This window comes from Aedoeadaptatus urinae, assembly GCF_900155585.1.
Lineage (GTDB): Bacteria > Bacillota > Clostridia > Tissierellales > Peptoniphilaceae > Aedoeadaptatus > Aedoeadaptatus urinae.
Genome location: NZ_LT707415.1, coordinates 137,088 through 152,097, shown reverse-complemented (window position 1 = coordinate 152,097; position 15,010 = coordinate 137,088). Strand labels below are relative to the sequence as shown.

Here is a 15,010-nt window from a genome sequence, read left to right as displayed (position 1 = left end):
ACGATATATTTTCTTTACAGGCTAAGATATAAGTGGTATCATAATTAAAGGAAAACATTTCCTGAACTTCATATATTCTTCGGGGCGAGGTGCAACTCCTCACCGGTGGTAAAGTCCACGAGTCACATGATTGAATCGGTGCAATTCCGATACCGACGGTATAGTCCGGATGAAAGAAGAGCTAAGGACATTGATTGTCCTTCATTTGATTGTCACTCCGAAGCGTTGCGCTTCGGTTTTTTTAATGCAGGAGGCTTTATGGATGAGCAGTATATGAATCGGGCATTGACTCTTGCGAAAAAGGGCTTGGGCAAGACCAAGACCAATCCCATGGTAGGCGCCGTCTTGGTAAAGGACGGGCGAGTCATCGCCGAGGGCTACCATCACGGCTTCGGCAAGGACCACGCCGAGGTGGATTGTTTGAAGCAGGTGGAGGAATCGCCGAGGGGCGGCACCATGTATGTCACCTTGGAGCCTTGCTTCCACTACGGAAAGACGCCGCCCTGTGTCGTGGCCATCGAGCGGGCGGGGATCGCCCGGGTAGTGGTCGGCACCTTGGATCCCAATCCAAAGGTCGCCGGTCGCGGCGTCGCCGCTTTGGAAGCGGCGGGGATTCAGGTGGATGTAGGCGTCCTTGAGGAGGCATGCCAATCCCTGAACCGGGCCTTTTTCACGAGTATTTTGACGCAGACGCCCTATGTGATTTGTAAATTTGCTGCGACGGTAGACGGAAAAATCGCCACGGATACAGGCGAAAGCCAATGGATCACATCGGAGGCGGCGCGCAAGGACGGCCACAAGCTTCGAGGCATGGTGGACGGAATTCTCGTGGGCACCAACACGGTGACCAAGGACAATCCCCGCCTCAGCAATCGCAGCGGCGAAGGAGAGGATCCTACGCGGATTATTTTGGACCGCCGCGGCGCCGTGGATTTGGATTATCACGTATACGACGGCACGCAGCCTACTATCGTCTACACGACGCATATGGACGAGGCGAAGATCAAGACCCTGAGAGAGCGGGGCGTCGTCGTTGAAGTGATGCAGGAGAAGAAGGGCAAGCTGGATCTCCACGCCATTTTAAAGGACCTGTATGCCAAGGACATGGGCCGCATTCTCGTGGAAGGGGGCGGACGCCTTCACGGCAGCCTGATTTACGAAGATCTGGTAGATGAATTCGCCCTTTATCTCGCGCCCACCCTCTTCGGCGGCGGAAAAGATGCCGTCACGGGTCGTGCCATCGCTGCGTTAAGCGAGCGACGGGATTTCGTCTTTCAAGAGGTAAAGATGCTGGGGCCGGATCTGTTTATAGGAGGCATCAGAGCATGTTTACGGGAATCGTAGAAGAAGTGGGCACCGTGGCCGCTCTGGAGAAGCGGGGCGAGAAGATCGTCCTGCGGGTGATGGCGCAAACGGTGCTTGAAGATACGAAGATCGGCGATTCCATCGCCACTAACGGCGTCTGCCTCACGGTGACTTCCATGGCGGAGGGCACCTTTACGGCGGACATGATGACGGTGACGGCGAAAAAATCCGCTCTGGACCGCTTGCGGCCGGGAAGTGCCGTGAATTTGGAGCGGGCCCTTCTTCCCGCGAGCCGCATGGGCGGGCACATCGTCCAGGGCCACGTGGACACGGTGGGGCAGGTGAAAGGCATCGAGCCACACGAAGGGGGCTATCTCCTTCACATCGGTGTGGAACCGGCTTGGGCGCCTTATTTCGTGGCCCAGGGCTCGGTGGCCCTAAACGGCGTGAGCCTAACCATCGCCCGGGCGGGGCGAAACGATTTTTCCGTCTCCCTGATTCCGGAGACCTTGCGCTCCACCAATTTAGGTGAGCTGAAGCCCGGCGACCCCGTCACCGTGGAATTCGACATCGTGGGCAAGTATTTATTGAGACAAAATGAAGTGGCGAAAGAATATTCCCCGCTGGATATGAATTTTTTCAGAAAGCATGGATTTTAGGAGGAAATTATGTGGAACACAATTGAAGAAGCAATCGACGCGCTGAAAGCAGGCAAGATGATCATTGCCGTGGATGCGGAAGACCGTGAAAACGAAGGGGACATGATCGTCGCCGCCGAAACCTGCACCACGGAGCAATTAAATGCCATGGCTACCTACGCCAAAGGCCTGATCTGTATGCCCATGAGCCAAAAAGAAGCGGATCGCCTGCACTTAAAGCCCATGGTCTCCAAAAACAGGGACAATCACGAAACGGCTTTTACCGTCACCATCGACCACGTGGACACCACCACGGGGATCAGCGCCGTGGAACGGGCATTCACCGCCAGAAAAACCGCCGATCCCAATTCGAAAGCCGAAGACTTCCGCCGCCCGGGCCACATGTTTCCTCTTATCGCCAAGCCCGGCGGAGTATTGGAGCGTGAAGGGCACACGGAAGGCACCGTGGATTTATTGCGTCTCGCCGGTTTGACGGAGGTGGGTCTTTGCTGTGAAATCATGGAAGATAACGGAGAAATGATGCAGCGGGACCGCATCTGCGAACTGGCAAAGGAATTAAACGTCCCCCTCATTAATATCGAGCTATTAAAAGAATACAGAAAGACCCACGATTGCCTTATCGAACGGGTAGCCGAAGCGGACATGCCCACGAAGTACGGCCATTTTAAAGCCGTAGGCTATCGCAATACCTTAAACGGCGAACACCACGTGGCCCTGATCAAAGGCGACATTACAAAAGAGGACGCCATCTTAACCCGCGTCCACTCCGAATGCTTAACCGGCGACGCCTTCGGCTCCCTGCGCTGCGACTGCGGCGATCAATTGCAACGTGCCATGATGCAAGTGGAGGAAGAAGGCAATGGCATCGTCCTTTACATGCGTCAAGAGGGAAGAGGCATCGGTCTTTTGAATAAATTAAAAGCCTACGCTCTTCAAGATGAGGGCATGGACACGGTGGAAGCCAATGTGGCTTTAGGCTTCCCGGAAGATGCCCGGGAATACTACATCGGCGCGCAAATTTTGAAAGATCTCGGCGTGACAAAAATGCGTCTTTTAACCAATAATCCCGACAAGGTGTACCACCTGGAACAATACGGCATGGAAATTGTAGAACGCGTACCCATTGAAATTCAATCCCACGAAAACGACCACTTCTATTTGGAAACCAAAGCCAAAAAGCTGAACCACTATTTACACGAATTCGGCTGCGATTGCCACGGACACGTGGAAAAACAAAGCAAGGAGGCCAACCGATGAAAATTATGGAAGGAATGTTAAGAGGTGAGGGAAAATCCTTCGCCATTGTCGTGAGCCGTTTCAATGATTTCATTACGTCGAAACTTTTAGACGGCGCCTTGGACTGCTTGTACCGCCACGGCGTGAAGGACGAAGACCTGAGCTTGGTGCGGGTACCCGGAGCTTTTGAAATTCCTCTGGCGGCACAAAAGCTGGCTCAATCCGGAAAGTACGACGGCGTCATTTGCCTCGGCGCCGTGATCCGCGGAGCCACCACCCACTACGACTACGTCTGCAACGAAGTGTCTAAGGGCATCGCCAAGGTATCGCTGGATACGAATATTCCCGTGGGCTTCGGCATCGTCACCACGGAAAACATCGAGCAGGCCGTAGAACGTGCCGGCACCAAGAGCGGCAACAAGGGCTACGACACCGCCATGAGCGTGTTGGAAATGGCGGATCTTTTCGACGCCATGTAAATTTAAAGAAGGAACGCTTCCGATTTTCTCGGAGGCGTTTTTTTTGTGCGGTTAAAAAATAAATATGGGATTCACAGAAAAAAGCGGGTATAATAGGGAGTGACAATGTGTCATTTTAAGCATCGAGCATTTTAAAATAAAAAACGATTGAACCACGATGATGGGAGATGAAAATGTGGTAAAGAAGAGAACCTTATTGCTGTTGGCGGGACTGGTCTGGTCCCTTGCCGGAATCAATGTATTAAAAATCGGCGTGGAAGCCTACACCCGCGCCTTGAGCCCTTTCCATGTCGCTCTGTCTGCCCTGGTCTTTTTTCTCTTTTGGACGAAAGTCTTTCAGCCCTTGGTAGACAAACACGTGGTCCGCATTCACGGCTACGAAGAGGAGTACAAGCGGCCGTGGCATTTCTTCGACAAGAAATCTTTTTTGATCATGGCCTTGATGATGACCTTCGGCATCACCATTCGCGCCTTTCATCTTCTGCCCGAGCGCTTCATCGCCTTTTTCTATACGGGTCTGGGGACGGCACTGGCCATGGCGGGGATCTTGTTCTTATTCAATTACGCAAGCTACGAGAGAAAAGTCGTCGGCGAAAAGTAAGCATCCGCACGTGCAGATGCTTTTTTTTGCGCAAGAAAAGACCCCCGCAGGCCGGATTTTTCGGTCCGACCGACGGGGGTCAGTGTAAAGTGAGGGTCTAAGGAATTTTCGTCAACAATTAATTATCTTCAGACAATTCCTTGTAGCGTTTGTAGGTTTGCCGTGCATCTTCTTCCGAAGCGTCGAGAAGCTCTTCGCCTTCTTCGGGGGAGCGACGGAGCAGGGATGCGTAGCGGTTTTCGCTCATAATGAATTCGCGATAGGACTTGGTCGGTTCCTTGGAATCCATCTTGAAGGGATTTTCGCCCTTGGCGATGAGCTCGGGATTGTAGTGGTACAGTTGCCAGTAGTTGCTTTCGACGGCTTCTTTTTGTTGTTGCGTCGCATAAGCCATGCCCTTGGTAATCCCGTGATTGATACAGGGGGAGTAGGCCACGATTAAGGACGGGCCGTTGTAGGCTTCCGCTTCCTTAATGACCTTGATCAGGTGGTTCATGTTGGCGCCCAGGGCAACCTTCGCGACGTAAATGTCGCGGTAGCTCATGGCCAAAAGACCCAAGTCTTTCTTCGCCGTTTTCTTGCCGGCAGCGGCAAATTGTACCACGGCACCCTTCGGAGTTGCTTTCGAGGATTGTCCGCCGGTGTTGGCGTAAAGTTCGTTGTCGACGACGAGGACATTTAGGTCGGCGCCGGTTGCCAGAACGTGATCCAGTCCGCCGTAGCCGATGTCGTAGGCCCAGCCGTCGCCGCCGTACATCCAGAAGGATTTCTTGGTCAGCTGTTCCTTGTGGGCGAGGACGTAGTCTCTGGCCTTCAGGGCTTCACCGTCGAGATCCAGGCGCTTCAATGCTTCGATAACGGCGTCGCTGCGTTCGCGGGTGCCTTCGCCTTCGTTATAGTTGTCCAGCCATTCTTTAAAGGCGGCTTTCGCTTCCTTATCGTCGATGGCGTCGTTGACCTTTTCCAGTTCCATGGTCACCTTTTCACGTTGTTGACCGTTGGCCAGGTACATACCTAAGCAGAATTCCGCATTGTTTTCAAACAACAGATTGGACCATGCGGGGCCGAAGCCTTGGTAATTGGTGGTGTAAGGTGCGATGGGGAATGCGCAGCCCCAGGCTTGGGAACAGCCCGTGGCGTTGGCGATATACATTCTGTCACCGAAAAGCTGGGTGAGCAGCTTCGCATAGGGAGATTCGGAACAGCCGGCACATGCGCCCGAGAACTCGAGTAGCGGTTGTTCGAATTGGCTGCCCTTGACGGTGAACTTGTTCATGGGATTCTTCTTGTGGGACAAGGTCATGGCGTAATCCCAGTTTTCTTGTTCGGGAAGTTGCGTTTCGAAATCTTCAAAGACGAGGGCTTTTTCCTTCGCCGGACATGTTTGAACACAGTTGCCGCAGCCCGTGCAGTCCAGAGGATCCACTTGGATGGCAAATTCGTATTCCTTCAAGCCCTTGGCGGGGAGACTGCGGAAGCTTGCCGGTTTGTTCTTTGCTTCGTCTTCATCTAAAAGGAAGGGACGAATGGCTGCGTGGGGGCAGATAAAAGAGCATTGGTTACATTGAATGCAGTTATCCGGTTGCCAACGGGGAACGTGAACGGCGATGCCCCGTTTTTCGAATTTCGAGGTACCCAAGGGGATGTAGCCGGATTCATAGCCCTTAAATGCCGATACAGGCAAATCGTCGCCGAGAAGCTCCGTAATGGGAATCATCATGTTGCGAACGTAGTCGGACAGAGTGGGATCGACCTGGGGTTCTTCCACGGTGAGGTTCTTCCATTCGGCGGGAACGTCGAATTTGTGGAGGTTTTGGTAGCCCACTTCGATGGCCTTGTAGTTCATGTTGACGACTTTTTCGCCTTTTTTGCCGTAAGATTTCTTGGCGAATTCTTTCATTAGGCGTTCCGCTTCATCCATGGGGATGATTTCCGCGAGCTTGAAGAAAGCGGATTGCAAAATCGTATTGGTACGACGACCTAAGCCGATGTCTTCCGCCAATTCCACGGCGTCGATGGTATAGAATTGAATGTCGTTTTCAGCCAAATATTTTTTAACCTTGTTGGGCAGACGTTCGGCGAGAGTGGCATCGTCCCAAGTGGTGTTCATGAGGAAGACGCCGCCCGGACGAATTTCATTGACGATGTCGTAGCGGGTAATGTAGCTTTGGTTATGGCAGGCAATGAAGTCGCCGTAGGTAACGGCATTACTGTTTCTGATCGGTTCGTGGCCGAAGCGCAGATTGGACTTGGTAATCCCGCCGGTCTTCTTGGCGTCGTATTCGAAGTAGGCTTGAACATACATATCCGTATTGTCGCCAATGATCTTAATGGAGTTTTTATTGGCACCGACGGTACCGTCGCCGCCGAGACCCCAGAACTTGCAGTTAATGATCTTGGGATTGCGAATAACGAAGCTCCGGTCCACGGGCAGGGAACGATAGGTGACATCGTCCACGATGCCGACGGTGAAATCGTCCTTCGGTTCGTTTTGTTTTAAGTTTTCGAAGATGGCATTGATCTGTGCGTGGTCTACGTCCTTCGAGGACAGGCCGTAGCGGCCGCCGTAAATTTCGGGAGCATCTTCCATATTGTTGTAGACGGCGGAGACGTCCAGGAACAAGGGATCACGTCCGCCGGGTTCCTTGGTACGGTCGATGACGGCGATCCGTTTGACGGTCTTGGGCATTTCATCCAAGAAATGCTTCTTGGAGAAGGGACGGAACAGGTGTACTTGCATATAACCGGTCTTACGACCTTCGGAATTCAGACGGTCTACCGTATCCTTAACCAAACCGCTGACCGAGCCCATGCCGACGATAACATCTTCGGCATCTTCCGCGCCGTAGAAATTAAACAGACGGTAATCCGTGCCCTTTAAGGCATTGACTTTATTCATATAGCTTTCGACGATGCTGGGAAGGCGGTCGTAGAAGGTGTTGATGGATTCTCTGGATTGGAAATAAGTATCCGGATTTTGAACGATCCCTCTTTGCTTCGGGCGTTCCGGATTCATGGCATTTTGTTTGTAATGCTCGACGGCGTCCCAGTTCAGCAGATTGCCGAGATCGTCGTAATCGAAGACTTCCACCTTTTGAATTTCGTGGGAGGTTCTGAAACCGTCGAAGAAGTGCATAAAGGGAACGGTGCCTTCGATGGCGGAGAGGTGAGCCACAGCTGCCAGGTTCATGGTTTCCTGAACGTCGCCGGATGCGATCATAGCCCAGCCCGTTTGACGGCATGCCATCACGTCGGAGTGGTCCCCGTAAATAGAAAGAACGTGGGAGCCTAATGTACGTGCTGCGACGTGCATAACGCCGGGATAAAGAGAACCGGCCGTACGGAACATACTGGGGATCATCAGGGCCAGACCTTGAGATGCAGTGTAGGTCGTGGTCAATGCGCCTGCTTCCAAAGAGCCGTGTAAAGCGGCTGCGGCACCGGCTTCGGCTTGCATTTCAACTAAACGTACTTCTTGTCCAAAAAGATTCTTCTTGCCGTCGGCGGCCCAAGCGTCAACTGTAGCTGCCATAGGAGAAGAAGGGGTAATCGGGAAAATCGCTGCCACTTCGGTAAAAGCGTACGAGACGTAAGCCGCCGCTTCGTTACCGTCCATAGACTTATAAACTTTTTCGCTCATGAACACACTCCTTATACTATTTCGAGGTAATAGCCTATTGTCGGGCGGATCGGCTGATCGGCATCTCGTGCCGCAAACACGAAAACGTTATCAGATCGATTCGCCTTCCTTACAAAAAACATTATATACAACACGCCTTGAAATTGATAGATGCTGTTCGCAATCAGATAAATTCTTAAGAATTTTGTCGACAAACAACAATATTAGAGAAAGCGCAAACATGAAACGAAAAAATTAGCATACGCAAGAAGTCACATTAAAAGAAGAACCATAATAAAGTCAAAAATTACGGTGGCCGGGGAGGGCTGTCGAATACCCGGACATGATTTGTCAGGTGGTGTAGGCTGCCGATTTTAGTCGCGAAAAAAGAAAAAGCGGCTCATCAATAAGAGGGAGGTCCTCAAAATGTGGAATGCTTTTCATAATAGTAAAAGGCAAGATGGCCGAAGATGTCGTTAAAAAAGATTGCAGATAAGGAAAAAGCTTTAAAAAAAGAAAATAAAAATAAAAAAGGGATCCGAGGGTGACAGAAAATTTTACACTTTGCCCATGCAATAATGTATAGGAGAAAGTCGTTTTTTTAACAATAGAAGTATATCGCTTTACATAGAATTACATACATCGAGCCATAGAAAAATTCAATAGGCCGGAAGAGTACCCTATTCTCAGAGCAGATAAATTCACTTTTTTGGGGATGTCGTCTGAAAGGGATTGATTTCAGGTCGGAATAAATTTAATTTATTGAAATAAGTGTGATTGAATTGTGAAGATTAAATTTTTGACAAAATAGGCACGGAATCAAAAAAATTAATGAATGGCTTAGCGTTGCCGATACGTTTTGAAAGTTCAAAAATAAACAATCAGCTATTGAACTTATAGAGAAATTCGATTATAATATATTTAAAGATTGATCGTCTAAGCAAAAGGACAGAATCAAAACTTATAAGATTAGAAGCACTACGGAATAGTGCACGGAGGTTTTTTTATGGATGACACAAACGGTAGGAAAAAAGTAAAAGCGGTAGGGCTGGAAACTTTTGTATTCCTCATTGTTTTCATCGGAGGATTTACCCTAATCGGCAGAAAGATGGGCGTCGGCATGATGTTTAAGACCATGATGGCGACGGCACACGATTTATTACTGTCGACGGTATTTTTGATTATGGCCATGGCCGTTCTCGCAGGCGCCATCAGTGGCGTGTTGTCGGAATTCGGCGCCATCGCATTGATTAACAAAATTTTTGCTCCGCTGATGAAACCTATCTGGGGACTACCCGGTGCCAGTATTACCGGCGCAGTAGCCACTTACTTATCGGATAACCCGGCGATCATATCTTTTGCAAAGGACAAGACATTTACTCAGTACTTTAAAAAGTACCAAGTGCCCGCTCTGTGCAACCTAGGGACGGCATTCGGCATGGGCCTGATCGTAACCACCTTTATGATCGCTCAAGGCAAGGAATTTATCGTTCCCGCCGTTGTGGGCAATGTAGGCGCCATTATCGGCTCCATCGTCAGCGTGCGTTTAATGCTTATGCAAACGAAAAAGTATTACGGTGCAGATGCTGATAAGCCTTACGACGATACCATGGATGTAGACGATCTGGAATCCCAAGGTGAATTCCGCTACGTCCGCGTAGGCAATCTCTTCCAACGTACCCTTGACGCTCTTTTGGAAGGCGGCAAGAACGGCGTTGAAATGGGTATGTCCATTATTCCCGGCGTCTTAATCGTCTGTACTTTCGTTATGATGATTACCTTCGGCCCCGGCGAAAGCGGTCAATACACCGGCGCAGCCTATGAAGGCGTGGAATTTTTGCCCGTCGTCGGTCAAAAGCTTCAATTTATCTTTGAACCGATCTTCGGTTTCCAATCGCCGGAAGCCATCGCATTCCCCATTACGGCCTTAGGTGCCGTCGGGGCGGCTATTTCTTTGGTACCGAACTTTATCGAAACGGGCGTGGCCCTTCCTAACGACATCGCCGTCTTTACGGCCATGGGTATGTGCTGGTCCGGCTACCTGAGTACCCACATCGGTATGATGGACGCATTAAAGTCCAGAGAATTGGCAGGCAAGGCTATTTTAGCTCACACCATCGGCGGCATTATCGCCGGTGTTGCGGCTCACTTCATCTTTATGTTGGTGGGTTAGTTCCTGTAAAAAAAGCGCAGAGCGATCTGCGCTTTTTTTCTGCCATTGACTTGAAAAACAGACGTGAATCCATGAGAGAGCCATGAGTTGGCTCTCTTTTTTTATCCGAAAAATGGAAATAAAATAAGGATGAGAAATGGCCGAGCTCTGTGTAGTACAATAAATGCAGGGTAAAGATAAAAGACGTACGAGCCAAAAGGTATGAAAACAAGCACTTCACATAGAAAGATTCTTTATGAAACAAGCAAGAAAAATTTTACGGCGCGATTTTAAGCGAATAGCAGGCAATGGGGCTGCTCTGGTGGTGCTTTTGGGTATTGCACTCCTTCCGTCTTTTTATGCATGGTTTAATATCGCCGCCAACAAAGACCCCTACGGGAATTTGAATCAGGTAAAAATCGCCGTCTCCAATGAAGACACTTCCGTGCCATTTCAGGGAGAGGATTTAAACGCCGGCGATAAGATTATAGAGCAGCTGAAGAAAAATGATCAGCTGGGGTGGACCTTTGCGGATAAAGACGAAGCCATCGACGGGGTAAAGGCGGGCAAATATTACGCCGCCATCGTCATCCCCTCTGATTTTTCCGCGTCCTTTTTGTCTATTTTGGACGAGGGCGAACCCCGATTCCCTGCTTTGGATTATTACGTCAATGAAAAGCTCAACGCCATCGCTCCGAAAATCACCTCCACGGGCTTGGGGACTTTGGAATCGGAAATTGACAGCCGCTTCGTCGCCATGAGCTCGGAAATTTTAGGGGAAAAAATCGCCGAAGGCAGAGCGGATTTCAGCGCACAGGCGGAAGAAAACAGAGACAGAGCCATGGACAGCTTGGAAAACGTGGGCCGAAATCTGCAAGACTACGAAGCCGTTCTGCGAAACATGGACGAAGAGATGGGGCATTTGGGCTCCTTGAGCCGCAAGGCGAGGGGCGATGTGAAAAGCTTAAATGAGGCCGTTAAAAAAGGCGAGCTCACACTAGATGAAGCGGCAAAGTTGCTGGCCGAGACCCGCAAAGAGAGCGAAGCCATTGCCGCCGCCTACGAAGGCCTTATGGACGACATGAACCATGTGGCCCGCCTGGCCGAAAGTTATTCGGAAAAGAAATACCTGTCCCTGAACAGGGATTTGGCCTTCGAAAGACAGGGCATGGACAGAGGTCTTGCAGATCTCGAAGTGATAAACGACTTAAACGGTGACGTGTTGGCCGATCTCGAGGGGCTGTCGCCTATACCGAAGGAGATAAAGCCTTTGGATGTCCTCGGGCGTTGGCGGGAAATCAACAAGAGAAATGGTGATCTTCTCGCGTCCGTAAAGGAACAGCGGGAAGCCGTCATCGCGGCGGAAAAGGCCTTGGAAAAAAGCCATGAAACCATCGAAAACCGATTAAAGGAATCCGCAGGCAGCAAAAAGGCTCTGGGCGACGAATACCGAAGCACCGTCGTGCCCATGATGAACCAAAGTTTCGACCTGTTGAATCAGGTGGAAGGCCATTTGTCCGGAACCCTGAACTCCATTCCCTATGTGCTCGACGAACTGGACCGCCTGCTTATGGACATGGAAGCCATGACAGTGCAGTCGTCGGAAACCATCAATACGAGCCTGGAAAGCATTGCCCGGGCACAAGACAGCATTCGCGGGCTAAAAACGGATTTAGGGCAGCTGGCGCGAGGGCCCCTCTACGAAAAAATTCGCGACGCCACCTCCGTGGACGAGGACAGCTTTGCCGAATTTATGGAAAATCCCGTGCGGGTCAACGAGCATGTGATTTACAAAAGCGACAATTACGGCAGCGCCATGACGCCCTTTTTTACCAATCTGGCCCTGTGGGTCGGCGGCATGATCCTGATTTCCATTTTGAAAATCGATGTGGACCCAGACGAAACCTTGGGCCATGTGACCTTTTCCCAAGCCTATTGCGGGCGGTGGATGCTCTTTGTCCCGGTGGGTCTGTTGCAGGCCCTCATCGTCTCCTTGGGGGACTTGTGGCTCTTGAAGGTGCAGTGCGCCCGGCCGGTCCTCTTTGTCTTGACGGCCCTGTTGGCATCGCTGGCCTATGTGTCCATTATTTTCTCGCTGGCGTCCACCTTTAGGAATATCGGAAAGGCCATTGCCGTCATCGTGCTTATCCTGCAAATTCCAGGCGCATCGGGGACCTATCCCATCGAAATGATGGCACCTTTTTTCCAATCCATTTACCCCGTACTGCCCTTCCACTACGGCATCGACGCCATGCGCGAAGCCATGTTGGGACCCTATGAATACCACCTGTTAAAAGACTGGATCATACTCGCTTCATTCTTGCCCGTCTCTCTTTTGATCGGCCTGTTGGGCCCGCGGATTTTCGGCGGGCTGAACCATATTTTCGACTTGGAGCTGGCCCAAAGCGAATTGATTCACGGCGACTTGCCGGGCAAAAAGGCGCTGATCGGCGGCGACCTGATTCCCTTGATCTTAAGCGGAGACAAAGACGCCTTGGACCGCCTTCAAGAAAAGCACGACGATTTCTTCAAAAGCTACGAAAAGAAAAAAGCTCGGGCCTTTATCGCCCTGGCTGTGGTGCCCGGATTGTTCCTCTTTTTACTCTTTCGTATGGACAGTAAAATTCGCTACATGGTCGTATTCGTGGCCTCTGTTATCGCCTTTGCCACCTATTCAATATGGCTCGAATTTTACCGCCATCGCTACGAAGAGGAAGAAGAGTGGATGGAGCTCACGGAAGAGGAAGTATTGAAACGGTTGAAAGGGAACGACGGCTATGAAGATGATTTTCAAGCATATTAAGGAGGACTTCTCGAGGATCAAAGGCAACAGCATCGTCCTCGTGGTCCTTTTGGGCATTTGTTTGGTCCCATGTCTTTACGCCTGGTTCAACATCGCCGCTTCGTGGGACCCCTACAAACATACGGAAGAACTGCCCATGGCCGTCGTCAATGAAGACGAGGGCTACCACCCCACGCTGATCCCCAAAACATTTAATATCGGCGAGAAAGTAAAGATGAATCTGGCCGTAGAGGCAAAGGTCGATTGGATTTTTACGGACAGAGAAGATGCCGTGGACGGCGTCAAAAGCGGAAAGTATTATGCCGCCGTGGTCATCCCAAAAGATTTCAGCGAAAAGATGTTTTCCTTTCTGTCTCCCGACGGGGAAGCGCCGGTGCTGGAGTATTACGTCAACGAAAAGAAAAACGCCATTGCGCCGAAAGTCGTGGGAAAGGAGGCGGGAAGCCTGACCGATTGGGTAAAAGAGACCTTTACGAGAACCCTTTACACTACGGCCTTCGACAGCCTCCTGACCTTTACCGAAGACGGACAGGGGCCTCACACCGATGCCGTCTGGCAGAGGCTTCAGGGCCAGTTGACGGAAAGCGGCGACACCTTGCGCACACAGGCATCGAGCCTTCGCTCCTTTCAACAGTTGGCGGAATCCTCCAGGGCAGTGATGAAAAGCTCGGACCGCCTCATGGACGCGTCTCTACACACGGTGGACGAAGGCATGGCCCGCATGAAGGAAGATAAGAAGGATCTGGATGAATTAAAAACCACCCTGAAAGCCTTTCGTCAAAGCGTGGAAACGACCTTGGATAAAAACATCGCCTATATGGAAAAAATCGGAAGCGATGTGGACAATCTATTTGCCGACGGCGAAAAGAATCGCGATCGCTTCGTCGCCGGCAGGGCGGCGGCCATTGCCACCTTGGAGCAAGACATTGCCGATAAGGGGGCCATGGAAGAAAAGCTCGTCAGCTTTAATAGCGATCTGCCCATTCCCCTGACGGGCTTGGATCGGGCGGCGGAAAAAATCCGGCGGAGCAAAGGCTATGAAGAGGCTATGGTGCGTAGTCTGAAAAGCGTGGCCGATGCCGAAGCCCGGCGCCACGACGATGTCAAAGCCCTGCGTCTGGAATTTATCGAGAACAAAAAGAAGAACGAAGACAATCTAAAGGCCCTGCGCCGAGATTTTCAAAACACCATGTTTACGCGACTGGGCGCCATTGAAAAGCAATTGGATGGCGTCGGCGGTGACACGGAAAAGCTTTGGGCCGAAGGAAAGAAATCGGCGGAAGAGATGGCCCGCCTGTCGGGGCGCGTGGAAGAGAATCTGGCCGATTTAAGCGATCACATGGACACCTCCATTCAGCTGATGGAGGGCGCCGCTTCCGCCATGGACGCGCTCTACGACCGAACGGTGGTTTTGGAAAACTCCGAAAGCACGAACAGAATCAAACAATTTCTTTCGGAAGATACGGACGAGCTGAGCAAGTTTCTATCCAGACCGGTACAGACGCGGGTCCATCAAATCTATGCCGTGGATAATTACGGATCGGCCATGGCGGCCTTTTATACGACCCTGGCCCTTTGGGTAGGCGCAGTGATTCAGGTGGCCCTCATCGACGTGGCGACGCCGAGCTCTTACGAAGAGAAGCACGGCACCTTTAAACCCCATCAAAAGTACTTCGGAAGGCTGGGTTTGTTTCTTATTATCGCCACGATCCAAAGCATGCTCATCGCTCTGGGCGATCTGTATTTTTTGAGGATCCAATGCCTTCATCCCGCCGGCTTTCTCTTTGCTACCTGGGTGGCGAGCATGGTCTTTAACGTCCTCGTCTACACCCTGACCGTGTCCTTCGGCGACATCGGAAAAGCCCTTTGCGTCGTCCTCATGGTCATTCAAGTGGCGGGGAGCGGCGGCACCTTTCCCATCGACGTGGCGCCCGACGTGTTTCGAGCCATGTATCCCTTCCTGCCCTTTGTGCACAGCATGAACGCCATGAAAGAAACCATCGGAGGCTTTTACGGCAATATTTACGGAAAAGAATTGCTTCTTCTGCAAATCTATGTCCTAGCCTCTTTGGTCCTGGGCCTCGTCTTGCGCCGGCCGGTGATCAGGCTCAATGAACGCTTTGAGGAAAAGCTGGAAGAAACCAACTTAATGTAGC

At 51.1% G+C, this 15,010-nt stretch carries 9 protein-coding genes and 1 riboswitch; of the genes, 8 read left to right on the top strand and 1 reads right to left on the bottom strand.

Annotated elements, in window-relative coordinates:
• Positions 1 to 71: 71 nt before the first annotated feature.
• A riboswitch (FMN riboswitch) is annotated at positions 72 to 185 on the top strand.
• 73 nt (positions 186 to 258) lie between these two features.
• The 5 genes from ribD (at position 259) to BQ7397_RS00710 (ending at position 4,280) form a co-directional block, all read left to right on the top strand.
• Entirely contained in the window at positions 259 to 1,344 is a 1,086-nt protein-coding gene (gene ribD, locus BQ7397_RS00730; protein WP_083703338.1) for a bifunctional diaminohydroxyphosphoribosylaminopyrimidine deaminase/5-amino-6-(5-phosphoribosylamino)uracil reductase RibD, read from the top strand.
• Entirely contained in the window at positions 1,326 to 1,964 is a 639-nt protein-coding gene (locus tag BQ7397_RS00725; RefSeq protein ID WP_077074286.1) for a riboflavin synthase, read from the top strand. Before ribD ends, BQ7397_RS00725 begins: the two co-directional genes overlap by 19 nt.
• Before the next feature lie 9 nt (positions 1,965 to 1,973).
• Positions 1,974 to 3,221 (top strand): bifunctional 3,4-dihydroxy-2-butanone-4-phosphate synthase/GTP cyclohydrolase II, encoded by a 1,248-nt coding sequence (locus tag BQ7397_RS00720; protein WP_077074285.1) that lies wholly within the window; start codon positions 1,974 to 1,976, stop codon positions 3,219 to 3,221.
• Positions 3,218 to 3,679, top strand: coding sequence for a 6,7-dimethyl-8-ribityllumazine synthase (gene ribH / locus BQ7397_RS00715; RefSeq protein WP_068454429.1), 462 nt, complete (start codon positions 3,218 to 3,220; stop codon positions 3,677 to 3,679). The genes BQ7397_RS00720 and ribH overlap by 4 nt, the downstream gene beginning before the upstream one ends.
• Positions 3,680 to 3,854: 175 nt before the next feature.
• Positions 3,855 to 4,280 carry a hypothetical protein gene (locus tag BQ7397_RS00710; protein WP_234970550.1) on the top strand — a complete coding sequence of 142 codons (426 nt, stop codon included), beginning with the start codon at positions 3,855 to 3,857 and terminating at the stop codon, positions 4,278 to 4,280.
• 118 nt (positions 4,281 to 4,398) lie between these two features.
• On the opposite strand, the gene nifJ is transcribed toward BQ7397_RS00710, so the two are convergent.
• Positions 4,399 to 7,920 (bottom strand): pyruvate:ferredoxin (flavodoxin) oxidoreductase, encoded by a 3,522-nt coding sequence (gene nifJ, locus BQ7397_RS00705; protein WP_077074284.1) that lies wholly within the window; start codon positions 7,918 to 7,920, stop codon positions 4,399 to 4,401.
• A gap of 985 nt (positions 7,921 to 8,905) precedes the next feature.
• Between nifJ and BQ7397_RS00700 the strand changes: the two genes are divergently transcribed.
• The 3 genes from BQ7397_RS00700 (at position 8,906) to BQ7397_RS00690 (ending at position 15,009) form a co-directional block, all read left to right on the top strand.
• Positions 8,906 to 10,072: a CD0519/CD1768 family membrane protein gene (locus tag BQ7397_RS00700; RefSeq protein WP_077074283.1), complete on the top strand. Its 1,167-nt coding sequence runs from the start codon at positions 8,906 to 8,908 to the stop codon at positions 10,070 to 10,072.
• A 235-nt stretch (positions 10,073 to 10,307) separates the two neighbouring features.
• Entirely contained in the window at positions 10,308 to 12,854 is a 2,547-nt protein-coding gene (locus tag BQ7397_RS00695) for a YhgE/Pip domain-containing protein (RefSeq protein ID WP_077074282.1), read from the top strand.
• On the top strand, positions 12,829 to 15,009 hold the full coding sequence (locus BQ7397_RS00690) for a YhgE/Pip domain-containing protein (RefSeq protein ID WP_077074281.1): 2,181 nt from the start codon (positions 12,829 to 12,831) through the stop codon (positions 15,007 to 15,009). Before BQ7397_RS00695 ends, BQ7397_RS00690 begins: the two co-directional genes overlap by 26 nt.
• The last annotated feature ends 1 nt before the right edge of the window (position 15,010 follow it).

What these genes read in the sequence shown, in the direction of transcription:
- nifJ (WP_077074284.1), bottom strand. Translation starts at nt 7,920, where the DNA reads ATGAGCGAAAAAGTTTATAAGTCTATGGACGGTAACGAAGCGGCGGCT.
- BQ7397_RS00695 (WP_077074282.1), top strand. Translation starts at nt 10,308, where the DNA reads ATGAAACAAGCAAGAAAAATTTTACGGCGCGATTTTAAGCGAATAGCA.
- BQ7397_RS00720 (WP_077074285.1), top strand. Translation starts at nt 1,974, where the DNA reads ATGTGGAACACAATTGAAGAAGCAATCGACGCGCTGAAAGCAGGCAAG.
- ribH (WP_068454429.1), top strand. Translation starts at nt 3,218, where the DNA reads ATGAAAATTATGGAAGGAATGTTAAGAGGTGAGGGAAAATCCTTCGCC.
- BQ7397_RS00725 (WP_077074286.1), top strand. Translation starts at nt 1,326, where the DNA reads ATGTTTACGGGAATCGTAGAAGAAGTGGGCACCGTGGCCGCTCTGGAG.
- BQ7397_RS00700 (WP_077074283.1), top strand. Translation starts at nt 8,906, where the DNA reads ATGGATGACACAAACGGTAGGAAAAAAGTAAAAGCGGTAGGGCTGGAA.
- BQ7397_RS00690 (WP_077074281.1), top strand. Translation starts at nt 12,829, where the DNA reads ATGAAGATGATTTTCAAGCATATTAAGGAGGACTTCTCGAGGATCAAA.
- ribD (WP_083703338.1), top strand. Translation starts at nt 259, where the DNA reads ATGGATGAGCAGTATATGAATCGGGCATTGACTCTTGCGAAAAAGGGC.